The 25,420-nt window shown below is 69.9% G+C and carries 16 protein-coding genes and 1 tRNA gene; 3 read left to right on the forward strand and 14 right to left on the reverse strand.

All coding sequences use genetic code 11. The features are described 5' to 3' along the window. Positions 1–18 precede the first annotated feature (18 nt). The 7 genes from D459_RS0124835 to D459_RS0124865 all read right to left on the reverse strand — a co-directional run bounded on the left by D459_RS0124835 (position 19) and on the right by D459_RS0124865 (position 12,031). Positions 19–3,429, reverse strand: a complete 3,411-nt coding sequence (locus D459_RS0124835) for a Swt1 family HEPN domain-containing protein (protein ID WP_017595710.1) — start codon at positions 3,427–3,429, stop codon at positions 19–21. Beyond that, a complete protein-coding gene (locus D459_RS34725) occupies positions 3,429–6,266 on the reverse strand; it encodes a DUF1156 domain-containing protein (protein ID WP_206540802.1) in 2,838 nt (945 codons plus the stop codon). Before D459_RS34725 ends, D459_RS0124835 begins: the two co-directional genes overlap by 1 nt. A 76-nt stretch (positions 6,267–6,342) precedes the next feature. Then, on the reverse strand, positions 6,343–9,813 hold the full coding sequence (locus tag D459_RS0124845; protein WP_017595714.1) for a helicase-related protein: 3,471 nt from the start codon (positions 9,811–9,813) through the stop codon (positions 6,343–6,345). Between the two features lie 185 nt (positions 9,814–9,998). Beyond that, positions 9,999–10,550: a PIN domain-containing protein gene (locus tag D459_RS0124850; protein ID WP_017595715.1), complete on the reverse strand. Its 552-nt coding sequence runs from the start codon at positions 10,548–10,550 to the stop codon at positions 9,999–10,001. A gap of 12 nt (positions 10,551–10,562) precedes the next feature. Then, positions 10,563–11,030, reverse strand: a complete 468-nt coding sequence (locus D459_RS0124855; protein ID WP_017595716.1) for a helix-turn-helix domain-containing protein — start codon at positions 11,028–11,030, stop codon at positions 10,563–10,565. Between the two features lie 336 nt (positions 11,031–11,366). Further along, positions 11,367–11,453, reverse strand: a tRNA-Ser gene (locus tag D459_RS0124860). 59 nt (positions 11,454–11,512) lie between these two features. Beyond that, positions 11,513–12,031: a SigE family RNA polymerase sigma factor gene (locus tag D459_RS0124865; protein WP_017595717.1), complete on the reverse strand. Its 519-nt coding sequence runs from the start codon at positions 12,029–12,031 to the stop codon at positions 11,513–11,515. A 341-nt stretch (positions 12,032–12,372) separates the two neighbouring features. On the opposite strand from D459_RS0124865, the gene D459_RS0124870 reads away from it, so the two are divergent. Both D459_RS0124870 and D459_RS0124875 read left to right on the forward strand, forming a co-directional pair. Next, the gene (locus tag D459_RS0124870) at positions 12,373–13,326 is read left to right on the forward strand and encodes a hypothetical protein (protein ID WP_026120738.1); all 954 of its coding nucleotides are present in this window, start codon (positions 12,373–12,375) and stop codon (positions 13,324–13,326) included. Between the two features lie 4 nt (positions 13,327–13,330). Then, positions 13,331–14,317 carry a MauE/DoxX family redox-associated membrane protein gene (locus D459_RS0124875; RefSeq protein ID WP_017595719.1) on the forward strand — a complete coding sequence of 329 codons (987 nt, stop codon included), beginning with the start codon at positions 13,331–13,333 and terminating at the stop codon, positions 14,315–14,317. Positions 14,318–14,706: 389 nt separating this feature from the next. Here D459_RS0124875 and D459_RS0124880 read toward each other — a convergent pair whose 3' ends face one another. Together D459_RS0124880 and D459_RS0124885 are read right to left on the reverse strand one after the other, a co-directional pair. Further along, a complete protein-coding gene (locus D459_RS0124880) occupies positions 14,707–15,966 on the reverse strand; it encodes an ATP-binding protein (RefSeq protein WP_017595720.1) in 1,260 nt (419 codons plus the stop codon). 544 nt (positions 15,967–16,510) lie between these two features. Continuing rightward, the gene (locus tag D459_RS0124885; protein ID WP_017595721.1) at positions 16,511–17,251 is read right to left on the reverse strand and encodes a hypothetical protein; all 741 of its coding nucleotides are present in this window, start codon (positions 17,249–17,251) and stop codon (positions 16,511–16,513) included. 109 nt (positions 17,252–17,360) lie between these two features. Here D459_RS0124885 and hisC point away from each other — a divergent pair, with 109 nt between their 5' ends. Beyond that, positions 17,361–18,446 carry a histidinol-phosphate transaminase gene (hisC, locus tag D459_RS0124890; protein ID WP_040711004.1) on the forward strand — a complete coding sequence of 362 codons (1,086 nt, stop codon included), beginning with the start codon at positions 17,361–17,363 and terminating at the stop codon, positions 18,444–18,446. A gap of 67 nt (positions 18,447–18,513) precedes the next feature. Here the strand turns inward: hisC and D459_RS0124895 are convergent, their stop codons facing one another. The 5 genes from D459_RS0124895 to purD form a co-directional block, all read right to left on the reverse strand. Then, a complete protein-coding gene (locus D459_RS0124895) occupies positions 18,514–19,764 on the reverse strand; it encodes a hypothetical protein (protein ID WP_051065537.1) in 1,251 nt (416 codons plus the stop codon). A 276-nt stretch (positions 19,765–20,040) separates the two neighbouring features. Beyond that, entirely contained in the window at positions 20,041–21,339 is a 1,299-nt protein-coding gene (gene murA / locus D459_RS0124900) for a UDP-N-acetylglucosamine 1-carboxyvinyltransferase (RefSeq protein WP_017595724.1), read from the reverse strand. A gap of 391 nt (positions 21,340–21,730) precedes the next feature. Beyond that, positions 21,731–22,639, reverse strand: a complete 909-nt coding sequence (locus D459_RS0124905; RefSeq protein WP_017595725.1) for a phosphoribosylaminoimidazolesuccinocarboxamide synthase — start codon at positions 22,637–22,639, stop codon at positions 21,731–21,733. Beyond that, on the reverse strand, positions 22,636–23,943 hold the full coding sequence (purB, locus tag D459_RS0124910) for an adenylosuccinate lyase (protein WP_017595726.1): 1,308 nt from the start codon (positions 23,941–23,943) through the stop codon (positions 22,636–22,638). The genes D459_RS0124905 and purB overlap by 4 nt, the downstream gene beginning before the upstream one ends. Before the next feature lie 185 nt (positions 23,944–24,128). Next, positions 24,129–25,385: a phosphoribosylamine--glycine ligase gene (gene purD / locus D459_RS0124915; RefSeq protein ID WP_017595727.1), complete on the reverse strand. Its 1,257-nt coding sequence runs from the start codon at positions 25,383–25,385 to the stop codon at positions 24,129–24,131. Positions 25,386–25,420: the final 35 nt, after the last annotated feature.

Here is a 25,420-nt window from a genome sequence, read left to right on the forward strand (position 1 = left end):
ACATCATGAGGGAGGTGGTCACTCTTCTTCGAACCCGCTGTCCTCGAATTTCAACTGGTCGGCGTTCTCCCGGACGGTGCGGATCTGCTGTTCGCTGAACCCGCTGTGGGCCGTCGCTTCGATCTCGATTCGGACTTCTATCTCGACGTCGCCGCTGGTTTTGAGGTGTTCGAGGACTTCCTGCTGGATGATGCCGAAGTCCTTGGCAGGGCGTTCGGGGTTGAGGGCCTTGGCTCCCCAGAATCTGCGCTTGATCTTCTTGAGCGGCGGGTCCGGAGTGTGGGGGGAGCCGGCTACGGCGTTCGCCTCGTTGCCGGCCGTTGCTGGGGAGGCAGCGTTTTCACCACTCTCTCCGCCAGTCTCCCGGGGCGCCGGTTCGGACGACGTTGCAGCGTCCTGCGCGCGCTGCATGACGGCTTGCGCCGGTTGGACGAGGAGCGTGTCGTCGGTGATGAGGACGGGGTCGGTCTTCTCCCCGGGGATCCAGAGGTTCACGTACCTGCCGGCGGCCTCGTCGTACCCGTCGGCGAGGCCGAAGGCCTCCTGCTGCCAGAGGAGGACGTCGTCGGCGTTCAGCACGGCTTGTTCAAGAACCTGGCGGTTGGGAAGGCGCTTGAGGTACGGGTACTGCGTGTACCAGGACCACAGGTCGCCGAAGCGCACATGCCCCTTCTCCCAGGCGTTTTTGAGAGCCGTATCGAGGGCCATGCGTACGAGTACGGCTCCGAGGACGGGAGTGATCCACCCCTTGCTCTTCAGAGCGGTGGTGACACGTTCGGTGAGGGCTCCCCCGTCCTTGGGGATTCGGGTGAAGGCGAGAGTCGACTTCTGCCCGGGCTGTTCGGTCGGAACCAGAACGGCGGTGAAGGCGGCATCGATGCGGTCGTTGACGGCCGCGTCGAGCTGCCGGGACCGGCCTATGGCCTGATTGCGCTGCTGGGAGCTGAGTTCGAGCTCCTCGGCCTCGTCGGAGATGGACCTCCATGCCTTGTACTCCCGCACCACCCCTTCGAGCTCGGGGTAGACATCGCGGTCGGCCGCCACCATGACCAGCATGTTGCGGCGCTGTCGCTGCCCTTTTCCGGACTCCCGCAGAAGGCGCTCGGTGAAGTCCGCGGCCGTCGATGTCTCCTTGCCCCAGGTGAACTTCGGATGCAGGACGATGAGCTTCAATACATCGGTGTCGGGCACGTCGCCGCTGTCGTGAGCGGCGGCGTACACGGCAGTGAAGGCCGCCTTGCCCGTTTTGTTCGCCTTCTTGAGTCGTTCGGCGATCTCGGCGTGGACGTCTGCCTCGGCGTAGCCGGCGGCCCTGTCCGCTGCCACTCGGGAGACCGAGGCCGCCAAGTCGTACCAGGAGCGGTCGCCGTCCTCGTAGAAGTAGGTCGCGCGCTGCCCCAGCAGGGCACGGGCGTCACCGATATGGTTGATGACGTCCCCGGGAACCGCAGTGCCCAGGCGGAGTCGCTGAATTTCCACGCCCTTGTGCGCTGAGCGCAGCGTTGGAACGGTTGCGACGAACACCGACCGCGCGATCCGCCGTGTGAGCACCCTTTGCCCGAAAGATGGCCGATCGCGGTCGATCTGGACAGGCGTGGACCCGTCTCCGTCGACATCCTTGTCGACCACGGGCTTCCAGTTGTCATCGAGATACTTGGTGATCTCACTGAAGACCTGGGTGTCGCCGATGGGCATCGCCCCGGGGGTGATGACAGGTGCATCGTCCTGGGAGATCCACAGCGCGTTGATGACGACGCTCATCAGCCGCAGGACGCCGCGGGTCCGCTGGAATTTCGGTAGCGTCGACCAGTCCTCGTAGAGGCGGTCGAACAGCTCCGGGTGGATCGGATATGCCTTGCGGATGCGCTGCTCGTACTCGACCGTGGTGGTATCGCGGGGGAAGAACCCCGTGTTCTCCTGGTAGTACTTCGCGTACTGCTTGGCCACTGCGGCGATATCGGCCAAGGCGGCGGCATCGGGCTCTTCGAACAGGCGCCGCCGTACGATCTCGAAAGATTCGACATTGTTGGCCGGACGCCAGTCGTCGGCGTTGCGGCCGATGATCTGCTGGAGGGCCAGGAGGGCAGTGTGTCCGTTGGGGCCGCCGACCTCCAGAGCCGATCCGGCGCCACCGTTGTCCAGAGAGTCGGAGGCGGGGATGGAGACGACGAGCATGACGCCCGGGACGGCCTTGGCCAGCTCGGTCAGGTTCTGGGCGAAGGTGCACTGGGTCTCGAAGGCCCCCGCCGGAAGGTCGTTGCGCCCCACGAGCTGACGGGCGTAAGCCACCCACTCGTCTATGAGGACCAGTACGCTCTGGCCGTCGGCGACGGTCTCACGCACGATCGCGTCGAGCGCGTCGCCCGGAGCGGTGCCGGACGCGTCGGCTCTGGCGATGCGGTCAAAGGCCGCACGTCCGCCGAGCTGCCAGGCCAGTTCCCCCCATATGGTCCGTACCTCGGTGCCGTCCTCCTTGAGCAGAGGCTGGCTCGGAGAGAGCTTCGTACCCACCAGAGTGATGCGCTTGACGTCCAGCGATTCCAGCGGGTCGCCCTCTGAATCGGGCCGGGCGCCGTGCAAGACGTCCTGAGCGGGCTGCGGCAACCGGCCCGTCTCCAGAGACTTGGAGAACAGGTGGTACAGAGCCAGCATCGAATGGGTCTTTCCGCCACCGAACTGGGTCTGCAGGTTCACCACAGGGCTTGCCCCGGCGTCGCCTGCGAGGCGCTTGAGGGCACGCGTGAGCAGGTCGGACAGACCGCTGGTGAGGTAGGTGCGGTCGAAGAACTTGTGCGGGTCCAGGTATTCCTCGGCCGTGGCGTGGCCGTTGGCCACGGCGTGCAGGTCCGCGGCGAACTCCGCTGCTGAGAACTGCCCGCGCAGGACATCGTCGTGCGGCTTGATGACGGTGCGCCACGGCTTGATCGTGGTTCCCGCCTGCACACCGCTCACCCTGGCCGACTTGGCATCACGCCTCAACCGGTCATGGGTCTGCTTCTCGAAGACCTCACGCTGGTGCTCCATGCGCATCTTCGCGACGGCGTCGGCCTCGTCTCCCGCTCCGATCACCGTGAGCAGCCGCTCGATCGTGTCCAGGGCGCGATAGGTGTCGTCCGAAGAGAACTTGTGTCCGTGGTGGGCCGCGTTCGCCGTTTCCCGGAGCTCGGAGGCGAGTGCCGACTGCGGGCGGGAGAGGTCCTTTTCGAAGACCTTCCACTTCTCAGTGATCATGCGCAAAAGGAAACGCACGTCATCACGGGAATAGGTTCTGGTGGTACCGAATTTGGCGACGTCTTCGGCGGCGACCGCGTCCACCCAGTTTTTCCCCGCGGGGGCCCAGGTCGACATCCGCATGTCGACCCATGGCCGGATGCCCTCGAGGAGCTGTTCGAATCCGCGCAGTATCTTCTCGTTGTTCGTCAGCGCCATCAGAGTTCCTCTCCAAAGAGCATCTCGGCCACAGCAGGGGGGCGGATCGTGGTCGATGTCGCGGAGACCTCCGCCCATGCGCCACCGAGTCCGTTGAACAGGCCGGCGGTCGCGGCGTCCTGTGATTCCATGAGCTCGTACAGGCGGATCGCCAGGCGGTTGACCTCGTCCAGGTCCACCTTTCCCTTCACTCCTGCCATGAGCTGGGCGGCCTTCTCCCGACCTTCGGTCGCATACGCGCGGGCCAACTGGCAGGTGACCTCCCACAGGGAGAGGCGGTCGTCGCGAGCGGGGTCCCAATGAGGGTCGAGATCCTGGGGCTTGATCAGTGCGACTTTGCCGCCGCCGGAGGTGAGCACTCCGCTGCGGGAGATCCCGTCGACCGACAATCCCAGAGGGACGGCCAGTGACTCGGCATCTCCGAAGGGGCGGATGCTCCACCCGTAGGAACGGAACCAGTCGAGACAGAACCGGGTGCCGGCGTCCAGATCCGCGTCGTGCTCGTTCTGTAGGGCGTCGAACGTCTGGTTGATGAGAGCCAGGGCGGTCTTGACCGACATCGTGGAACCGTCGTCCTCAAGCACCCGGGAAAAGCGGGAGAAAACGGCCATTCCAGGGCCGAGAATGGTCTGCCTGAGGTCGGCCGGAGCGATCGCGCCCTCGCGAATGCGGGGAAGTGCCTCTTCCAACTCGGTGTGAAGGGCGCTCAGGAAGCCGGTTCGATCCGTTGCCGGAGCGGTGTCCTCACGTGGCCGGAGAGCCAGAACGATGGACGAGGCGAGTGCGTTGGTGCCGACGGAAATCATGCGGCCACCACGCTCTGAGCGGACTGGCCAGGTGGCAGTGATGGTCCACCCGTTGCGAATCATTCCTTCGAGGAAGGTGGACCAACCGGTGGAGGCAACACCTTCCTTCTCCAGCTCGGCCTGTTTGAAGGCGTAGAAGACGGTAATCGGGTATTCGGGTGATGCGGTCTGTCGTGCGCGAGCGAAGACGCGCTCGAATCCATCCTCAAAGAACCTCTCGGCCTTGGTTCTATCGCCGTGGCGGTAGGGGTTGGCGACGAGCTCTTCTATTTTCGGTACGAGCATAGTGCCGAAGAGGCTGGGGTGGATTTCTTGGAGTGTGCGTCGAAGCCAGACATAAAAGAAATCCGACAAGTCGGAGTATCCGATATTGTCATAATATGGAGGGTCTGTTGCAATCAAGAGGCCAGAGTATTCGCGCCTTGAAGCGTCTTCTTGAGAGGTTTTCCCCTTTTGGATTGATGGAAGATTTTCGATCGCCTCCGCTTGACTTTCTGCTGCAATCGAAATATCGCCCGCAGCTTGAGCGATAGGCGAAACTTCAACAAAATCCCAAGCCATTGGAATTGCTTGGCGCGAAAATAGATTTCTCGCCTGATTTCGACCATTTGACCAAGTGACAAGGGAGTTGTTCAGATCTGTTGTCCGACTTAGCGCCATTCCTAGGTAGGTCGCAACGGCGTCTGCATATTCCTCTGCCTCTTTTTTGTTGCGAGAGGGTTCTGTGATGGAGGCGTCGGAAAATATTTGGTCGCGCACCTTGTTGATGAGGTCGCTGTAAGTCGTTAGTGTGGTTAGTTGTCGGTTGGTGAATAGGTCTGAAAAATTGCTCAAACCATATTGCGGGGGAGAGAACCAACGTGGGTTCGTGGCGACGGTGCCGGATGGCGTGGTCTCCGGAAGTGGAACATTCGCTGCCTGTGCGTGCTTCTCGTTTGGAGGTAGATAGATACGGCCGCGATGTGCTCCCGCCACGACAGAAATTAGCTGTGAGCCAATTCGGCCAGCGGCTCCTTCGGTGCGGATGGTGGCCAGGGTGACGAAGCCACCACAGGCAAGACAGGTCGCCCCCTTACCAGTCGTCATAGTTCCATCGACTGATTTAGTCGGAGCCTTATCAGGAGCGTGTCCGATACTGAACTCCACACGGCGTTCACCAGGCGCGGTTGAATCTTCGACCACCGAGGGGACGACGTACGCCTCCTTGCCCTTCTTCTTCCCGAGCCACCACGACCGCACCAGCGGCATGCGAATCCCGCACGCCGGGTTCGGGCAGATCACCGTCCGTGCCCAGATCCACGCGATGACGGTCGCCTCGGTCGTCTCCCCGGTCGGCTCGCCGTCAGCTCCCAGCACAGGCACCTGAGCCTTCGGGTACAGGTGTCCGATCTTTTCGAGTGCGCGCTCGCGCATCCAGGCACCGTAGCGGCGAACATCCTCTGCCAGACCGGTGGCACGCGGCCAATCCCCGAGTCTGCTCTCCGCCGCCCCAGGGAACACGGGAGGCCGTCCCGCGAACTTGGGCGGGATCTCGATGAGCGCCTTGTTGATCAGTACAGGAACCGGATTGAGGTCGCTGGCATGGGCCTCCAGGCCCAGGCGCTGCGCCTCCAGCGGGATCGTTCCGCCGCCGGCGAACGGGTCCAGGATCGCTGGGGGGTTGCCTCCGGTGCTCTTGAGGATCTCGTCGTGTGCTTCCCGGTAGAGGCGCTCGTCAGAGATGTTTTCCCAGACCACCAGCTTGCGGATGATCCCGTGCAGGCGCTCCCGCTCGGCCTTCTGCTCTTCCTCGGTCGGGAACAGATCAGGCCGTGAAGACGGATCGTCGACGAGTTGGGCGAAGAGCACGGCGCGAGCCGCTGCGAGAGGGCGTCGGGCCCACCACAGGTGCAGCGTGGAGGGATGTCCATGGCGGATGGACTTCTCGCGGGCGGACTGGGCGTTGATGTCCTCCAACGGGAGGGAGACTTCGATGAGTTTGCGGCGGGGGACCGAACCCTCTGCTGTTCCGGGCTGCACTGCGCTGTTCACCTGATCAATCTAGATGCCGGGACGTTGAGTCCAAGCCATGAGTCATGTGAGCTGGGGGGGCGGGGTGACCGGCACGTCAGACGGGATCGACGCCCCGGTTCCATTCAGCCTGCCATTTGCGGCGCAGGTCGTCGACGTACTTGTCCAGGACGAGGTCGGCGAACGGGTTGAGCACGTAGCGGACCCGGTCGTTGGAGCCGTCAGGGGTGTCCGGGTCGACCGAGACCAGAGCGAGCCGGTAGTCGGGCTCGGCGTTCTTGGCGTAACCGACCTCGCTGGTGGTGACGGTGAAGTCGTCGGCCCCGATGACGCGTCCCTTGACCTCGATGAACATCAGGTGCCCGTCGGGTTTGACGGAACGGATGTCAAAGCCCTTGTTGGAGTGGGGCATCTCCTCTGGGACCCTGCCGAGCCTGCGCTCAGCGGCCAGCACCGCGTCGACGGCGCGGCGCTCAGTGACCGCGGTGTCCAGTGCGAAGCTGCTCGGGGAAGCGTTCTCCTCTGCAGCACCTCGTACGGTCGTGGCCGGAAGGACGAGCGCGGCACCGACGATCCGGGGAGGGCGGACGTGGACCTGGCCCTGGACGTTGAGATCGGCCTGTCGGCGCTCGAGCCGCGCTTCCAGAGAACGGGCGTGGTTCTGGGCGGTGGTCGGGGAAGTGCGGATCTTCTTGCCGGCCGCCTGGTCCTCCGACAGCTTGATCGCTTCACTGTCCCAGTAGTTGATCTGGGCCATCAGGCGCTGTTGAACGAGTTTGCGCGTGCGATCGATAGCCGGTGACAGCTTTGCCGCAACCTCTGCGCGGTGTTCGGGCAGACCGTATCGGACCGCCCACGACCGGGCGGTCTTCTCCACCCCGTCAACGAGCCAAGGCGAGGACAGCGCGGAGGATACGGCGTCCGACAGGGCCTTGCACTGCCCGGAGTCGAGGCCGATGGGCAGGGTGAGATCGAGATAGGGTGCCGGTCCCGCAGATTCTGCGGTGTCGTTCGGCAGGACGGACACGTACTGGAATCTCCTGCTGATGGAAACCCCTCGTCCGTCGGTCAGTTCTTCCAGGATCGCGACGATGAGCTTGGGGGAGACCGCCGTTCCCTGAAGGAGAACGGCGCCCTGGGTGAGTGCATCGCCGTACCTGTCGAGGACCTCGGTGATGATGGCCTGCATCAGCGGATGGCCGGGGGCGATCAACTCGGCGTCCGGGCGTCCGGGCAGTACGACAGCGGACGGCTCGAAGGTGATGCGCGAGTAACGACGGCTGACGGACCGATGCTTCTCCCGCAGAACGGAGGGAACATGGGTCAGCTCGAACCGCTCTTTCTCCCGTTTGGCCACACGGCCGCCGAGATCGCGCAGGGCCTCCATGACGAAGGCCTGCACGAAGTACGGCTGCATGCGTCGGGCCCGTGCCTCATCCATCCGATGGCGCAGTTCGTCGAGCTCGTCCAAGCTGATCTCGGGCGTGGCCAGGGCACGCTCCTGGAGGAGCTCCTCCAGCCCCTCTGCCACGGAGTTGTCGATGACCTGTTCCAGATGGGCCCGGACATCGGGGCGTTCACCGTAGCGGATGGCCTGCATGAGCAGGTCGCGCAGGGGTTCGTTCGTGAAGGCGTTCTCGCCTAGGACGTCGAAGACCTTGCCGTCATAGGCCCGCCGTTGCTCCTCGATCTTGGTGAGAAGACGACGGAAGACCTGCCCTTCCCGAGTCTGGGAGGCTACGAGGTTCCACAGGCGGCAGACCTCCCGCTGGCCGATGCGGTGGATGCGACCGAATCGCTGCTCGATCCGATTGGGGTTCCATGGCAGGTCGTAGTTGACCATCAGGTGAGCGGCCTGCAGGTTCAGCCCTTCTCCCGCAGCGTCGGTGGCGATGAGCACATGGCAGCGGGGATCAGTGGTGAACTTGGTGGCGGCCTCACGGCGCGCCTGCCTCGCGGTACCGCCATGGATCGTGACGACGGCATCTTCATCGCCGCCGAGCAGAGTGGTGACCCGATCGGTGAGGTAAGCGAGAGTGTCACGGTGCTCGGTGAAGATGATGAGCTTGTGTGGAGCGCCGTTGGCGCCGGCGAGTCCGTCGTCGTGTGCCTTCACGATCAAGGACCGCAGCTCCTGCCACTTGCGGTCCACGCCTGATGTGCGGACGTCCTCGGCGGTCCTCTGCAGGGCGGAGAGGGCGGCGAGTTCGGCGTCCAGCTCGACAGTGGTGCGTGCCGCTGTAGCGGCGCCGAGGACCTCGTTTTCGGCGCGTTCGCGCTCGGCCGCGGTCAGCTCGTCGGAGTCGAACTCATCCGGGTCGAAGGAGAGCGTTTCCGCCTCGTGGATAAAGGTGCCGGACAGGATCTGTTCCCGGAGAGCGCGCAGTCTTGAGGCCCGGCGGCGGATCGACTGATAGATCGCCTCGGGGCTGGAAGCCAGCCGCCGCTGCAGGACGGTGAGAGCGAAGCCGACGGTGCGCTGTTTGCCGTCGGCCTGCTCGGCTCGGTTCATCTCCGTGCGGACGTATTCCGTCACTTCGTCGTAAAGACGCATCTCCGCAGGAGACAGCGTGTACTCGACGGTCTCGGCCACCCGTTCGGGGAAGAGGGGTTTACCGTCGAAGGTGAGCAGATCCTCCTTGACCATGCGGCGCATGAGTCCTGTCGTGTCGACCGAGTGAACACCTCGGCGATACTGGCCCTCGAACCGGTCCGGGTCCAACAGAGCAAGAAAAGCCTGGTAGTTGGCCTCTGACCCTGAATGCGGGGTTGCAGTCATCAGCAGGTAGTGACGAGTGGTCCGGCCCAGCAGCTGGCCGAGTTCGTAGCGTTGGGTACGCCTGAGCTTGTTGCCGTACCACGAGGCACTCATCCGGTGGGCCTCGTCGACGACGATGAGGTCCCAATCGGTTTCGGAGAGCAGCGACTGCCATTCATCGTTGCGAGAGAGCTGGTCCATCCGCGCGATCAGCATCGGATTGGCCCGGAACGGGTCTCCGTCAGGGGCTGCATTGGCCAGATCTCGCGTCAGAACGGTCATCTCGATCCCGAACTTCTCCGCGAGTTCGGTCTGCCACTGTTCGACCAGCCCGCCAGGGGCGACGATGAGGCAGCGCTGTACATCTCCCCGCAGCAACAGCTCCTTGAGGTACAGGCCCGCCATGATCGTCTTCCCGGCGCCCGGATCGTCCGCGAGCAGGAAGCGCAGGGAACCGGGCTGAGGCAGCAGCGTCCCGTAGACGGCTCGGATCTGGTGGGGCAGCGGGTCGATGTTGCTCGTCTCCACGGCGAGCATCGGATCCGACAGTCCCGCATGCCTCATGCGCAGAGCCTCCGAGGCGAGGCGGAACTGGGCAGGATCGGCATCGAACGACCACCGTGACTTCGGCGCCTCGGGACTCAGCGCAGTGATGTCATCGGGGAATAGCATTCGATCCGACAGATGGCCGGAGTCGTCACGTACCGTGACCTGTAGAGCCTCGCCGATCGAGGTGACGGCCACGATTGTGGCCGTCCCCAGAGCCGGTCCTGTCAGGCGAACTCCAGGTCGGATCTCGTCGGCGTACATGGACTCCTCCTGGAGGGCCGCCGCCCCGGGAAAAGGGACAGTAGATAAGACGATCAGAACTCACTGTAGATGTCGGGTACGACCTCTTCGCTCAGCCGCTCGGTTCGAGACCTTCGCTTGCATGGGTGCTGAGCGAGTACCGTTCTCCTCCCCCGGCGGGCCCGCACTTCTGTAGTCCGGGGTGTTCAGCGCAGATGCCGGCGGACTTCGGCGGCGAATCGGGGGACGCCGGTTCGTTCCAGAAGGGCGAGTACGCCGGGGACGGTGGCCGGTTCGCGGCGGTAGGAGGCGGCCTGCTTCTCCAGGACGCCGAGCGTCAACCCCGGGTAGAGGTCGAGCTGGTCGAGAAGGAAGTCGTCGGGGTGCACGGCCAGGACGTCGTAAGGCTTAAGCGCCGCGTCCGGGAAATCCTTGATGTTGAAGGTGACGATTACCTCGGCGTTGGCCCGGACGGCGCCTGCGAGGACGTGCCGGTCCTTGGGATCGTTCCTCATGCCGGCGACCAGTGTTTCGTACCCGTGGACCATCGCGTCGGGGAAGGCCCGGTTCATCTGTGCGATCCTGTGCCCCGCCTTTTCCGGGGCGATTCCTCGTTCGACGACGTTGCGGCTGAGTTCGTCAAGGACATCGGCGGACCACAAGGGGCGGTATGCGTTGGCGGCCGCGAGCCGCAGGAGCGTGTCGCACAGGTATGCGGGATAGAGGACGCAGGTATCGAGAAAGGCGGGAAAAGCCACGATCTTCCGTTCTCACCTGGTTTTCTCGGGAGACGCGGTCGCACCGTACAGGCCTGCTTCTTCGGCGTCGGCCGCCATCTGGTCCAGTGCCTGCTCTCGCTCGTGTCGAGTGCGTTCCTGGTAGTCGAGAACATCGCGGAGTAGCACTCGGCGATGTCGACCGCGCATGCTGAAGGGGATCTGCCCCTCGCTCAGGAGCCTCACCAGGGTGGGGCGGGAGATGCCGAGTAGGTCGGCCGCCTCCTGGGTGGTCAGCATGGTGTTGTGCGGAGCGATGGAGACCGCCAGCCCTTGTGAGAGCGCCGCCACGACATCGCGCAGGGCCGTGTAGAGCTCCTCGGGGACCTCGATCTCCGAGCCGTCCGGGCCGACCAGCCGTGCGCGCGGCTCGTGGTCGCCGGTCAGGTCACGGGCGAGCCTGGCCAGCTCGGAACGGTCGTCAGGGGGAAGGACTGTTCGCTCCCGCAGTGTCATCGTCATGACCCTATCGTACCCTGATCGAAAAAAACGAAAATACTTTGGAGGTTTCTGTGGCCTGGGCGGGACGGCGCTCCGCCACACACTGTCGTCGTGCCTGTTCGGCACGGTCGTTCTCAGCCTCGACCGACGACATCGTCGCGGAGATCGCCGCGGCCTGGTACCGGGGCCAGCGGAGGCTTCCCTGTGGGGTGTGCGCCCGGGAGGGCAGACGGGGCCGCCTGGTCCGGCTGCAGAGACGGGGCGGGGTGCCATGAGCTTCGATGGGACCACTGCTGGAACCGCTACCGGGGCACGGAGAAGGGGCACTGCCGGATCGACAGTGCCCCTTCTGACCAGCGGAGGATATGGGATTTGAACCCATGAGGGGATTGCTCCCCAACCGCATTAGCAGTGCGGCGCCCTAGGCCTCTAGGCGAATCCTCCTCGGCTCGCTCAAGACTACAGAGTACTGGGCCGCGGGCGCAAAACGAGCGGATCCGGGGTCAGGCGGTGGTGCGTTCGATCACCAGGTCGGCGTCGTCGCGGAGCTTGCCGACGGCGCGGGAGACGGTGCTCTTCACGGTGCCGATGCTGACGCCCAGGCGGTCGGCGATCTGCGCCTCGGTGAGGTCGTTGTAGTAGCGGAGGCGGAGGATCTGGCGCTGCCGGTCGGGGAGGCGGGAGATGGCGCGGTTGACCACGTCGGCCAGGTCGGAGCGGGCGGTGGGGTCGTCCACGCGCTGCTCGGGGATGTCGTCGGTGGGATAGATCTCCAGGCGGTTGCGGCGCCACTCGGAGATCTGGGTGTTGACCATGGCGCGGCGGACGTAGCCGTCCCGGGCCTTGGGGTTGGTGATGCGGTCCCAGGCGAAGAAGGTCTTGAGCAGCGCCGCCTGGAGCAGGTCCTCGGAGTCGGAGTGGTTGCCGGCCAGGGAGCGCGCGATGCGCAGCAGGGTCGGGCCGCGGTCGTTCACGTACTCGGTGAACTCTTCGTACCTCGTGCGCCGTACCGTCTCGGGCATGGGATCACCGGCCCCGGGGTCGCTCGCCGACCGTCGTCCGGCGAGTTCTTTCAGTCACATATCGTCCTTGATCACCACTTTTCCACGGTGGGGGCAACAGGCAGACAAGCCGGACACCATGTTCTGACAAACCGGGCGGCTCCGGATGATGCGGACGTCCTGCGGGGCAGGCGTTCCCGGTTCGGAGGGGCCGGGAGGGGTGGTGGACGCCAGGCGTGTCGCCGGACAAGTGGGGGAATCAGGCGGAATGACGTCTTCGTCGGCGTGGGGAGTGTCCCGGCGGGGGCGCTTGACGAGAATGAGAAAACGGGCAGTCGGGACAGTTGGGGCGAGGAGGGATGATGTCGGTTGATATAGGTGACCGATGGAGGTTCACCTCCGCTCTGCTCGGCGAGGAGGCCGCGCCGCCGCCGGACGGCCCGTCGCCCAGGGTGGTGCGCGGGGTGCTGCTGGACGTCAGCCAGCACATGATCGTGCTGGCCACCCCGGAGGGGGAGGAGCGGTTCCTGTTCGAGGGGGCCACCCGGTTCTGGCGCGGCCGCGAGGCCGCCCCCCGCGAACTGCGCCTCGGCGACGACGTGCTGGCCCGCTGCGCCCCCGGCGGGCGCTGGGTGGTCGACCGCGTCTGGGCGCAGCTCGGGCGGGTCACCGGAACCATCACCGAGGTGGACGGGGAGGCCGTCCGGGTGGACCCCGGGCACGGGCGCCCGGCGGTGGTCGCCGTCGTGCCCTACCGGGCCTCCGGCCGGATGGCCGTCCGCCACCCGCACCTGGAGCCGGGCCGCCTGTTCGACGCGATCGGCCTGCGCCGGGACGGCGAGGTGGAGGCGTCCGTCCCGGCCACCACCCAGCCGCCCTACCCGGTGGACCAGAGCCCGCGCCGGCCGCCGGCGCGCACCATGCCGCGGACCGTCTCCGCCGTCGCCACCTGGTACGACCCCGCGGCCGGCCGGTCCGCGCACGACGACCCGCGCGCCCGCCTGCAGGGCGCCGCCTACCCGGCGCTGGACTCCGGCGACGACTGCGGCCCCGGGTGCGACCGCACCGACCCCTGCCTGCCGCTGCCCCGGCTGTCCATCGGGGTCACCCTGGGGCTGAGCAACGACGAGACCGGGGAGCGCGTCGCCGTCCCGGTGATCGACTGCGCCTCGGCGCTGAGCCGGTTCTGCGACCGGTGCAGGGACTCCGGTTCCGAGGCGCGCGGCCGGCTGGCCGAACTGACCCTGCCGAGCTTCGTGGCGCTGGGCGGGCGCCCCGAGGCCGGCTGCGTTCCCGCGACCCTGAGGGTGGGGTGAGCCCGTGCTCGCGACACTGCTCCAGATCCAGCCGCCGATCGTGGCGCTGATGCTGCTGCTCGGCGCCGCCGCCAAGGCCGCGGATCGCTCCGCGGCGGGGCAGGGCCCCGCGTCCCTGCTGCCCCGGCCGCTGCACCGACCGTTCCGGCTGTTCGCGGTGGCGGTGGAGGCGCTGCTCGCCGTCGCGCTGCTGGTGCTCGGCGGCCCGCTGGGCGACCTGGCCCGCGGCGCCGCCGCGGTGCTGTTCGCCGCCTCGGCCGCAGCCCTGGTGCTGGTCCGCCGGCGCGACCCGGGGATGGGGTGCGGCTGCTTCGGCGGGCTGAGCACCACCCCGGTGGGATGGCGGAGCATCGGCCGCGCCGGACTGCTGGCGGCCGCCTCGGCCGCGTCCATCGGCGCGGCGGGCACCGGGGCCGCGGTCCTGGCCGGGCCGACCTGGGCGGCGGCCGGCCTTGCCGCGGTGGAACTGGGGGCGGTCCTGGCGCTCTCGCCGGAGCTGAACGAGGCGGTGGCGCGCGCCGCGGGCCGGGAGCCGTGCGAGATCCGCCCGGTCCCGGTCCGCCGCACCCTGGCCCGGCTGCGCGCGAGCGACGTGTGGCGGTCGGTCCCGGCGACGCTGGACGCGGAGAAGCCGGAGCCGGTGGACGTGTGGCGGAACGGGTGCTGGCGGCTGTTCCGGTTCGACGGCCGCCGGTACGGGCGGCCGGTGCACGTGGTCTTCGCGGTGGAGCTGGACGGCCGCGACCCGCAGGTGCGCGCCGCGGTGATCGACATCGGCAACGGCGCCACCCTGGCGGTGCTGGGCGAGATCGCCGACGACGGCAGCACCCCGCTCCCGCGCACCCGGAACGGCGCCCCGCAGCCGACCAACACCGTGCTGCCCCGGACGGCCCGCCGCTTCCCGGGCCGGAACATCCCCGCGGCCCGCCGCACCCGCGACCGCACCGCCGACACCGGCATCCCCGACGCCGGCCCCGGAAGCCTGAACTGAGCACCCGAGGGGAGCCCGGCACCTGCCGCCCGTCCCGGGCGCACCCACCTCGTCGAGCTCAGGGTCGTCGTCTTTTCCCGGCCCCTTCCTACTCGGGGAAACGAGACCGCCTCCGGTGGGCCGGGCAAAGATGACGACGCGGAGCTCGACGTCGTCGCGGTGGTACGACGATGTTGAGCCCAGGCCTGTTGCTTTTGCCCGGCCCACCGCCCCGGCGATCCCGCGCGGGACGCGTGTTCAGGGCCGGGAAAAAGCAACAGCCCTGGGCTCAACAGGGTGGGCGCGGGGCCGGGGACCCTGGGGAGGGCAGCGGCCCCTGGGCTCGACAGGGTGGGCGCGGGGCCGGGCCCCGGAGGAGGGGCCGGGGCCCGGCGGGGGGAGGGGCGTGGTCAGGCGGTGCGGCGGAGGAAGCGGGCGAAGGCCGGTACCGAGAAGGCGAGGGAGTCCGGCCCGGACTCGTGGATCAGGCCCTTCTCGGTGAGGGCCGCGCGGGCCCCGGCCAGGGCCGCGGGGCGGAGCGCGGCCGCGGCGGCGAGCTCCTCGGTGCGGACCGGGCCGTCGCCGAGGCCGGCCATGGCGTGCAGCACGGTGCGCTCGGCGGGGGCCGCGGACCGGTAGCGGCCGCCGAAGAAGCCGGCGTCCAGCTCCTCCTCGGCCTCGGCGGCGCCCGCGGTGACGTCCTCCGCGGTGATCGGGCTCTGCTCGGCCGCGTCCCAGGCGGCCTTGGCGTAGGCCTGGAGCAGGTAGGGGTGGCCGCCGGAGAGCCGGTAGAGCGCCTCCAGCGCCTCGTCCCGGAAGCCGACCCCCTCGGGCTCGGCCGGGGCGGTCAGCGCGCGGTACGCCTCGGCCCGGCCCAGGCCGTCCACCCCGGTGTAGCGGAACAGCCGCTCGGAGTAGCCCCGGCCGGCGGAGAGCGCGGCGGGCAGCTGCGGCAGGCCGGCCCCGACGATCAGCAGCGGCCCGCCGCTCTGCGCCAGGTCGTGGCAGGCGGTGCAGAGCGCGGAGAGGTCCTCGGCGCCCAGCTCCTGCATCTCGTCGATGAACAGGGCGATGCCGGTGCCCAGGTCGGTGGCGATGGAGGCGGCGTCGGCGAAGAGCTCGGCCAGGTCGGTGCCGATGTCGCCGGAGTCGGCCCGGCCGCGGACCGCGACCGCGTCGATGCCCGGGTGCCGCCGCTCGCCCGGGGCGGTTCCGGTGCGGGCGAACGACTTGAGCACGCCCAGGACGTACTCGACCCGGTCCGGGGCGCGGTGCCGGGGCGCCAGCTCGCGCAGCGCGCCGTGCAGCGCGGCCGCCAGCGGCGCGCGCAGCGACCGCCCGGGCCGGGCCTCGAACCCGCCGGTGCCCCACATCCGCTGCACGGCCAGCGAGCGGAAGGCGTTGAGCAGCGCCGTCTTGCCGGCGCCGCGCGGCCCGGTGAGCACCGTGCCGCGCTCCGGCCGGCCGCGCGCGGCCCGCTCCAGCACCACGGAGAAGCGGCGGAGCTCGTCCTCGCGCCCGGCGAGCTCGGGCGGGCGCAGGCCGGCGCCCGGGGTGTAGGGGTTGCGCACCGGGTCCATCCGGACCGGGCCGGAGGGCTCCTCCAAGGCGCTCTCCAGGGACCGGTAGAAGGCGGCCGAGGAGCGGGCGCCCCAGTCCAGGCGGCGCATGAGATGCCGGTCCTCGGCGGGAGAGTGGGGGGCGCGCCCGGCTCCGCCGAACCGAGACGACCGATGACCTGAGACCTGCGCTGCCGTGGTCATGCCCCCCAAACCCCCTTCGATCGAACTTCTGTTCGAACGGAGAAGACTCTAGTGGATCCCCGGACGCGGCGCCACCGATCCGGGCGGACCGGGCGTGTCGCCCGGAGCGCGGAGAGCCGGCGGGAGGAGCGGCCCGCGGCCGGAACCGCAGGCAGGGCGGGATTCCCCCCGGTGGAGGGCCGGTGCCGTGCTCTTCTCGCGGCGGACCTTCCGGGGCGGATCCCCGAGGCGGGTACCGCCCGCCGCGCGGTGAAGGCCGCGAGGCGCGCCGGATTCCCGCGCGGGACGGGGGCGGGGCGCGCTCCGAGCGGGGAGGGGCCGCCGCACCGGCCCCGGCGGGCGCTGGGCCCGCCGGGGCGGGCAGGGGCTGCGCGCGGGCGGTGCGGGCCGGCGCGGGGTGCGGGCGGCCGGAGCCGCCCGCGTTCTCGCGGTTCCGGTGGCCGGGGCGGGCTCAGGTGAGGATCTTGTCCTCCCGCTCCACCGCGGACTCGGTGAAGCCGGTGAGGAGATCGGCGTAGTCCCCGTCGGCGTCGGGGCCGATGATCGAGGTCGAGGCGAGGTGGTCGCCGTTCCGGTAGACCAGGGCGTACAGCCAGACCTCCTCGCCCTGGGCCTCGGTCTTCACGGTGAACGCGCGCGAGCCGTCCGCGACCTCGTCCGCGTCCAGCTCGGAGATCTCGTAGGAGGAGGTGCCGCCGTCCTTCATCGTGGCCTCGTAGGAGGAGCACTCCTCGGGCGGCACCGCGGCCTCCAGCGCCTTGTCCGCGGCGTCGGCGGGCAGCGCCAGCAGCGTGTGCGAGAGGGTGGTGTCGTCGCCGCGCGCGTAGACCGCGACCGAGGCCGGGGCGTCGCGCACCTCGGGCACCGCGGCCCAGCGCTCGGTGGCGTCGGCGCACTCCGGCTTGTCCAGCTCGGTCTCCTCGCGGAGCTTCTTGGTGCGGGCGACGCCGGACAGCTCCCCGTAGGCGCCGCTCTGGCCGGCCTCCGGGACGACCTTGGCGTCCTCGTACTGGACGAGCTGGGCCTCGTTCAGCTTCTCCGCCGACGCGGCGGCCGGGCCGTCCTGCTTCCCGCCCTCGCCGCCGCCGGCCTCCTCGGCGCCCTGCCCGCCGCCGCAGGCCGACGCGGCGAGCAGTACCGCGCAGACGGACCAGGTGAGCGCCGCCGTCCGTGCCGATCGGGAGTGGTCCATGGTGCCTTTTCCTGTTCTGTGCGATATTTCCGCTGAGGAGTCAGGCGTCCATCCGGTCGATTCTCGCGCTGGGTAGCCTGTCCCTTGCACTGAGTATCGAGGAAGGACAATGGTGTCGGAGCGGAATTCGCCATATTTCCGGGCTGTCCTCGGGAACATCCCCGCCTATCGGCCGGGGCGCAGGGTGGTGGGGCCGGACGGGCGGTCCGTCAAGCTCTCCTCCAACGAGAACCCCTATGACCCGCTGCCCTCGGTGACCGCGGCGGTCGCCGCGGCCGCGGCCGAGCTCAACCGCTACCCGGACACCGGGGCCGAGGCGCTCACCGCCGAGATCGCCTCCCGGTTCGGGGTCGAGACCGACCAGGTCGCGGTCGGCGCCGGCTCGGTCGGCATCCTGCAGCAGCTGCTGGAGGCCGTCGCGGAGCCGGGCGCCGAGGTGCTCTACGCCTGGCGCTCCTTCGAGGCCTACCCGCTGCTGGCCGAGCTCTCCGGCGCCGCGCCGGTGACGGTCCCGCTGGCGGACGAGGTGCACGACCTGGACGCGCTGGCCGCCGCGATCACCGAGCGGACCCGCATGGTCTTCGTGTGCAACCCGAACAACCCCACCGGCACCGTGGTGCGCGAGGCCGAGCTGACCGCCTTCCTGGACCGCGTCCCGGAGCACGTGCTGGTCGTGCTGGACGAGGCCTACCGCGAGTACGTGCGCGACACCGGGGTCCCGGACGGGATCCGGCTCCGCGCCGACCGGCCCAACGTCGCCGTGCTGCGCACCTTCTCCAAGGCCTACGGGCTGGCCGGGCTGCGGGTCGGCTTCCTCGTCGGCCACCCGGACGTCGCCGCGGCGGTGCGCAAGACCATGGTCCCGTTCGCGGTGAACCACCTGGCCCAGGCGGCCGCGGTCGCCTCGCTGCGGGCCGAGGACGAGCTGCTGGACCGGGTCGAGCGCACCGTCAAGGAGCGGGTCCGGGTCCGCGAGGCGCTGCTCGCCGACGGCTGGACCGTCCCGCCGACCGAGGCCAACTTCGTCTGGCTGCGGCTGGGCGAGGACACCGCGGAGTTCGCCGAGGCCTGCGCGGCCGCCGGGGTGTCGGTGCGGCCGTTCGCCGGCGAGGGCGCCCGGGTGAGCATCGGCTCCCCGGAGGAGAACGACGCCTTCCTGGCCGCCGCGCGCGCCTTCCCGCGGCGCAACGGCTGACGGCCGCCCCTGCGTTGCGAAATGAGGGCCCGGCGCCGCGCGGCGCCGGGCCCTCATCCGCGCCGGGCTACTTCCCGGCCTTGTCCTTGTCGAGCTTCTCCACGATCAGCCGGTAGAGCTGGCGCGGGCGGCCCGGCTGCAGCGTGCGGTTGGGCGGGAGCGGCCAGGCCAGGCCCTCCTCGACCAGGGTGCGCAGCAGCCGGCGGGCGGTGCGCGGGGTGACCCCGAGCATCCGGCCGGCGTTCTCCGCGTCCACCACCAGCGGGCCGTCCTCCTCGGCGATCCGCTCCGAGAGCCGGGTCAGCGTCTCCCGGCCCTTGCTGCGCAGCGACTCCGACCCCTGCCGCGCCGGCGCGCGCTGCGCCGGGACCAGGGAGCGCCCCTCCCGGTCCACCGCGAAGCTCTGCCGGGTCGCCTGCGCCCGGCTCAGTGCCGCGCGGGCGTGCGTCTCGGCGTCCTGGGTGGTCCGGCCCATGCCGATGCCGACCTCGATGGCGATGCCCAGCTCCGCCTTGATCCGGTCGACGAACGGCGGCTGGCGGAAGCCCTCGGTCGCGGTGACCAGCGAGCCCCGGGTGGCGGTGACCATGAAGGTGTGGTCGTCCACCGGGTGCGCGGTGGCGTTGATCCGGTGCGCCTCCTGGAGCAGCAGCCGGTGCAGGGCCAGGCGCAGCTCGTCGCGCCAGTAGCGGGGCGTGGACCGGCGGGTGGAGTCGCGCAGCGTCGGGACGTCCACGATGACGACGCCGAGCTGGGCCTCCTCCAGCCGGTGGTGGGCGCCGAGCAGGCCGGCGGTCTGCAGGGCGCTGCGCACGCCGGCGTTGGTCGGGCGGAGCCGCATCACCGGGACCCCGATGGCCTCCAGCCGCTCCGCGACGCCGCGCACGCAGGTGATCGCCATCCGGGTGGCCTTGCGCCGCCACAGGCCCTCGTGGAAGGAGGTCAGCTGGGCGGTGCTGGTGAGCTCCTCGTGCACGTGGATGCCGTCGACGGGCAGGTCGACCTCGGAGTAGGCCTCCACCACGTCGCTCCGGCCGAGCACGTCCAGGCTGGCCTTGGTCGGGTCGTATCTCTCGTCCAGGGTGGCGCGGAGCAGCGCCTCGTGCAGGCTGGCCCCGCCGAGCGGCACGTAGGTGGCGGGCATCGTGAGGACCCCGGCCTTCCGTGCGAACTCGTAGGGCACGGGGCTGGCGAACAGGTACGCGTCGATGGCGGAGCCCAGCCGCAGTACCTTGTCGGTCGCCTCTTGCTCGTCTCGATAGGCGGCGGCGATGAGTCTGGCGTTGAGCGGCCCCGTGGACCCCGGACCCATGAGCATGACGCGCTCGACGACTTCATGCGGGCCGATGACGCCGATGGTCAAATCGCCGGTTCGCTGCGCACTCACCTCGGGCTGCTCCCCGCTACCATTCCACGCTCTTCACTATGTGCGCCCACTGGTTCCCGAACCTGTTTTCTGTCACGGCATGATTGCCGCGATCGTACCCATTGTGCGGGGCCGATGATGATCATTTCACGCAGATGATCGAAAGCCGGAGTGGAAGCGCCGCGCAGGCGGACCTTCCACCCCGGCGTGAGCCGGAGCTCGGCCGCCCTACTCGGAGACCTCGCGGACCACGTCGGCGCCCAGGGCGGCGAGGCGGTCGGCGAACTGGGCGTGCCCCCGGTCGACCAGGTAGCCCGGGGAGACGATGGTCTCGCCCTCGGCCACCAGGCCGGCGAGCACCAGCGCCGCACCGGTGCGCAGGTCGTGCGCGACCACCTCGGTGCCGCGCAGGTCGGTCGGGCCGTGCACGATGGCGCGGGTGCCGGCGACCTCGATCTTGGCGCCCATCTTGTTCAGCTCGTCGGCCAGCGCGAACCGGCCGTCGTAGATGTTCTCGTGCAGGTAGCTCTCGCCCTCGGCCAGGGTGGCGAGCGCCATCAGCGGCGACTGCAGGTCGGTGGCGAAGCCCGGGTAGGGCGAGGTGACCGCGTTGATCGGGCGCAGCTGCACCGACGGGTCGCGGCGGACGTGCAGCACCGCGCCCTGCTGGGAGAACTCGACGCCCATCTGGTCGAGCTTCCACCGCGCCACGCCCAGGTGCTCCAGGTTGGCGCCGACCAGGCTGACGTCGCCGCCGGCCGCGGCGGTCGCCATCGCGAACACGCCGGCGTCGATCCGGTCGCTCATGATGGTGTGCTCGACCGCGGTGAGCTCCTCGACGCCCTCCACGGTGATGAAGCCGGTGCCGCCGCCGCTGATCTTGGCGCCCATCGCGGAGAGGAACTCGATCACGTCGAGGACCTCGGGCTCCAGCGCGGCGTGCTCGATCACCGTGGTGCCCGGGGCCAGCACCGCGGCCATGATCAGGTTCTCGGTGCCGGTGTGCGAGGGGGTGTCCAGGTAGAGGTGGCCGCCGCGCAGGTTGTCGGCCTTCACGTTGATGTGGTTGCGGTCCTCGTCCTCGGTGACCTCGGCGCCGAGCCGGGCGAAGCCGCGGTAGTGGAAGTCGAGTTTGCGGCTGCCCAGGTTGCACCCGCCGACGCCCTCGATCCGGGCGCGGCCCATGCGGTGCATGAGCGCCGGGACGAAGAGGACCGAGCCGCGGAACCGGGCCGCGATCTCGGCGGGCAGCACGGCCCGCTCCGGGTCGTCGCCGAGCCGGGAGGCGTCGATCACCACGGTCCGCTCCGCCTCGTGGAACTCGACCTTGGCGCCGATGTGCTCGGCGAGCTCCAGGGCGCGGCGGACGTCCTCGATGGTGGGGACGTTGCGCAGTACGGTGCGTCCCTTCGCCGCGAGCAGGGCGGCGCCGATCATCGGCAGCACGGCGTTCTTCGCGCCCTGGATGAAAGCCGTCCCGTTCAGGGGACGGCCGCCGCGGACGCGGTAGCGAACCTCCTGGCCCATGCTCTTGTGCTCCTTCGTGAGGCGGATGTAGGGGTCGTGCTCAGCGGCGCGCCCGTGGTGTGAGACGCGCCGAACGCCCGGCTCGTTCCGGCCGGCGCTCCGATCGGCACCGCCCGCCTGCGCACCGGCCGGGCCGACGCGTCCGACCCCGCCCGGATGCGGGCGGCTCCTCGGACGCGGGGCGGTTGCGGAATGACTCGGGTTCGGCCGCCCGGTGCGCGGTGCAGACGGTTGTGCGGACGTCCCGTGCGTGGCGCGCCGATCGGCGGGACCGGGCAAAGGACCGCTACCACTGTAAGTGCTCTGCGTGGCTGCCGGTGCCATCGTGGCCGGGATCACCGGGCCCGGCGTGTCGCGGGCCCCGGCGCGGAGCACCGGGGCCCGGGGCGGATCAGCCGAACGGCACCGGCGAGCCGGTGAGCCGCTCGTACACCTCGACGTACTTGGCCCGGGTGCGCTCCACCACCTCGTCGGGGAGCGGCGGGGGCGGCGCGTCGGAGGCCCGGTCCCAGCCGGACTCCGCGGAGGTCAGCCAGTCGCGGATGATCTGCTTGTCGTAGGAGGGCTGCGCCCGCCCGGGCGCCCACCCGTCGGCCGGCCAGAACCGGGAGGAGTCCGGGGTGAGCACCTCGTCGGCCAGCACCAGCCGGCCCTCGGCGTTCCGGCCGAACTCGAACTTGGTGTCGGCCAGCAGCACGCCGCGCTCCTCGGCGATCTCCCGGCCCCGGCCGTACAGCGCCAGGGTGAGCTCGCGCAGCTCGCCGGCGAGCTCCGCGCCGACCCGGGCGGAGACCTCCTCGAAGGAGACGTTCTCGTCGTGCTCGCCCACCTCGGCCTTGGTGGCCGGGGTGAAGATCGGCTCGTCCAGCCGGGAGCCGTCCTCCAGCCCGGCGGGCAGGGCGACCCCGCACACCGCGCCGCCGTCCCGGTACTCGGCCAGGCCGGACCCGGTCAGGTAGCCGCGGGCCACGCACTCCACCGGCACCATGTCCAGCCGCCGGCAGACCAGGGTGCGCCCGTTCCAGTCGGCGGGGGCGCCGGCCGGCGGGGTGTCGGAGAGCACGTGCGAGGGGGCCAGGCCGGCCAGCCGCTCGAACCACCACAGCGAGAGCGCGGTGAGCAGCCGCCCCTTGTCCGGGATCTCGGTGGGCAGCACCCAGTCGTAGGCGGAGACCCGGTCGGTGGCGACCATCACCAGCTCGCCGGAGGCGGTGGCGTACAGCTCGCGGACCTTGCCGGTGTGCAGGTGGGTCAGGCCCGGCACCTGCACCGGCTCCGGCTTGACGGTGAATCCGCTCACGCCAGCTTCTCCAGCCGCTCGAACACGCCGGAGAGGCGGCGCACGAACCGCTCCGGCCGGCAGACCTCGTCCAGCCGGGCCTCGTCCAGCTCGGCGCCGCGGGCGGCGGCCTCCTCGCGCAGCGTCTCCCGGAACGGGGCGCCGGTGTCCCAGGTGCGCATCGCGGCGGTCTGCACCAGCGCGTAGACGTCCTCCCGGGACATCCCGGTCTCGATCAGCTCGGAGACCACGGTGGAGGAGTAGATCAGGCCGTGCGTGGAGTCCAGGTTGGCGCGCATCCGGTCGGCGTCCACCACCAGCCCGGTGACCAGCTTCGTGGTCAGGTTGAGCAGGTAGTCGGTGGCGATCGCGGCGTCCGGCAGCGAGATCCGCTCGGTGGAGGAGTGCGAGATGTCCCGCTCGTGCCAGAGCGGGATGCCCTCCATCACCGGGACGATCTGCGCGCGCACGTTGCGCGCCATGCCGCAGATCCGCTCGGACATGATCGGGTTCTTCTTGTGCGGCATGGCGCTGGAGCCCTTCTGGCCCTTGCCGAACGGCTCCCACAGCTCGCGCACCTCGGTGCGCTGGCCGTGCCGCACCTCCAGGGCGACCGCCTCGCACACGGTGGCGATGATCGCCAGCGCGGAGACCCACTCGGAGATCCCGTCCCGGAGCACCACCTGGGTGGAGACGTCGGCCGGGCGCAGCCCCAGCTTCTCCGCGACGTAGGCCTCGACCTCCGGGTCGATGTTGGAGTAGGTGCCGACCGGGCCGGAGATGGCCATCACGCCGACCGCCTCGCGGGCGCGGCGCAGCCGGTCCCGGGAGCGCGCCATGCCGAACGCGAAGTCGGCGACCCGGTGGCCCCACACGTCGGGCTCGCCGTGGATGCCGTGCGTGCGGCCGACCCGCAGCGTGGCCCGGTGCGCCAGGGCGTGGTCGCGCAGCGCGGCGACCAGCGCGTCGGCCTTGGCCAGCAGGATGTCGGTGGCCTCGACCAGCTGCGCGGCCAGCGCGGTGTCCAGCAGGTCGGAGGAGGTCATGCCGAAGTGGACCCACTTGGCCGCGTCGCGCGGCTCGGTGTTGTCGGCCCAGGCGGTCAGGAAGGCGATGACGTCGTGCTGGGTCACCGCCTCGATCTCGGCCACCCGCTCCGGGGTGGGCGGGGGCGCCTGTCGGACCGGGTCCACGGAGTCGGCCGGGATGGTGCCCGCGGCCGCGTGCGCCTCCATCACCAGGGTCTCGACCCGGCACCAGAGCTCGTACTTGTGGGCGTCGCTGAAGACGCGCCCGATTTCCGGAAGGGTGTAGCGCTCGATCACGGTTCCATCTTTCCAGCAGCTCAGAAGGGCACGGAGCGGTGGGGCCCGGGCTCGGGCCCCGGACGGTGATCTTGACGTTGCGGCCCTATCGACACGCATCGACAGGGCCGCAACGTCAAGACCATCGGAGAGGCGGCGGAGGGGCGGGCGGCGGAACCGCCGCCCGCCCCTCCGCCGGGATGTTCCTACGCCTGCTCTTCGGCGGCGGCCTGCTCCGCGATGTCGGTGCGGTGGAAGGAGCCGCGCAGCTCGATCTTGCCCACCGCCTCGTAGGCGCGCTCCCGGGCGGCGGCCAGCGTCTCCCCGGTGCCGACCACGTCGAGCACCCGGCCGCCGCTGGACACGATCTCCCGCTCGCCGCGCCAGGCGGTCCCGGCGTGCAGCACGTAGGCGCCGTCCACCGACCCGGCCGCCTCCAGGCCGCCGATCGGGTCCCCGGTGACCGGGGAGGACGGGTAGTTCTCCGCGGCGACGACCACCGTCACCGCGGCGCCGTTCCGCCACTCCAGCGAGGTGATCCGGCCCAGCCCGCCGGTGTCGGCGGCCTGCAGCAGCGCGCCCACCGGGGTGGCCAGCCGGTCCAGCACCACCTGCGCCTCGGGGTCGCCGAACCGGGCGTTGAACTCCACCACCCGCGGGCCCTGCGAGGTCAGCGCCAGGCCGACGTAGAGCAGCCCCTGGTAGCGGTGGCCGCGCCGGGCCATCTCCCGGATGGTCGGGCCGACCACCGAGGACATGACCTCCTCGGTGAGGCCGGGGGGCGCCCAGCCCAGCGGGACGTAGGCGCCCATGCCGCCGGTGTTGGGGCCGGTGCCGCCCTCGTGCGCGCGCTTGAAGTCCTGGGCGGGCGGCAGCGGGACCGCGTGCACGCCGTCGCTCAGCACGAACAGCGAGACCTCGGGGCCGTCCAGGAACTCCTCGATCACCACCCGGCCGCAGTCCCGGGCGTGCCGCTCGGCGGCGGCGCGGTCCTCGGTGACCACCACGCCCTTGCCCGCGGCCAGCCCGTCGGCCTTGACCACGTAGGGCGGGCCGAAGGCGTCCAGCGCCTCGGCGACCTGGGCCGGCTTGGTGCACAGCCGGGCGCGGGCGGTGGGCACCCCCGCGGCCTCCATGACCTCCTTGGCGAAGCCCTTGGACCCCTCGATCCGGGCGGCCTCCCGGTCCGGTCCGAACACCGGGATGCCGCGGTCGCGCAGTGCGTCGGCGACCCCCGCGACCAGGGGGGCCTCCGGGCCGATCACCACCAGCTCGGCCCGGATCCGGGCGGCCAGCTCGGTGACGGCCAGTCCGTCGGTCACGTTGATCACGTGGTTCTCGGCCAGGGCCGAGATCCCGGGGTTGCCGGGCGCGCAGTGCAGCCCGGTGACACCCGGGTCGAGGGAGAGGGCGCGGACGAGGGCGTGCTCGCGGCCACCGCCGCCGAGTACCAGGGCTTTCACGTATCGGACCCTTTGTTCGTCGTTCGTCGTGGGGA

This window comes from Nocardiopsis potens DSM 45234 (assembly GCF_000341105.1).
Taxonomy (GTDB): Bacteria; Actinomycetota; Actinomycetes; order Streptosporangiales; family Streptosporangiaceae; genus Nocardiopsis_A; species Nocardiopsis_A potens.

Excerpts from the sequence above, each read along its gene's own strand:
- D459_RS0124835 (WP_017595710.1), bottom strand. The coding sequence starts at position 3,429 with ATGGCGCTGACGAACAACGAGAAGATACTGCGCGGATTCGAACAGCTC.
- D459_RS0124865 (WP_017595717.1), bottom strand. The coding sequence starts at position 12,031 with ATGCCCGAGACGGTACGGCGCACGAGGTACGAAGAGTTCACCGAGTAC.
- D459_RS0124870 (WP_026120738.1), top strand. The coding sequence starts at position 12,373 with ATGTCGGTTGATATAGGTGACCGATGGAGGTTCACCTCCGCTCTGCTC.
- D459_RS0124845 (WP_017595714.1), bottom strand. The coding sequence starts at position 9,813 with ATGTACGCCGACGAGATCCGACCTGGAGTTCGCCTGACAGGACCGGCT.
- murA (WP_017595724.1), bottom strand. The coding sequence starts at position 21,339 with ATGGGCCAGGAGGTTCGCTACCGCGTCCGCGGCGGCCGTCCCCTGAAC.
- D459_RS0124880 (WP_017595720.1), bottom strand. The coding sequence starts at position 15,966 with ATGCGCCGCCTGGACTGGGGCGCCCGCTCCTCGGCCGCCTTCTACCGG.
- D459_RS0124855 (WP_017595716.1), bottom strand. The coding sequence starts at position 11,030 with ATGACGATGACACTGCGGGAGCGAACAGTCCTTCCCCCTGACGACCGT.
- D459_RS0124885 (WP_017595721.1), bottom strand. The coding sequence starts at position 17,251 with ATGGACCACTCCCGATCGGCACGGACGGCGGCGCTCACCTGGTCCGTC.
- hisC (WP_040711004.1), top strand. The coding sequence starts at position 17,361 with ATGGTGTCGGAGCGGAATTCGCCATATTTCCGGGCTGTCCTCGGGAAC.
- D459_RS0124895 (WP_051065537.1), bottom strand. The coding sequence starts at position 19,764 with ATGCTCATGGGTCCGGGGTCCACGGGGCCGCTCAACGCCAGACTCATC.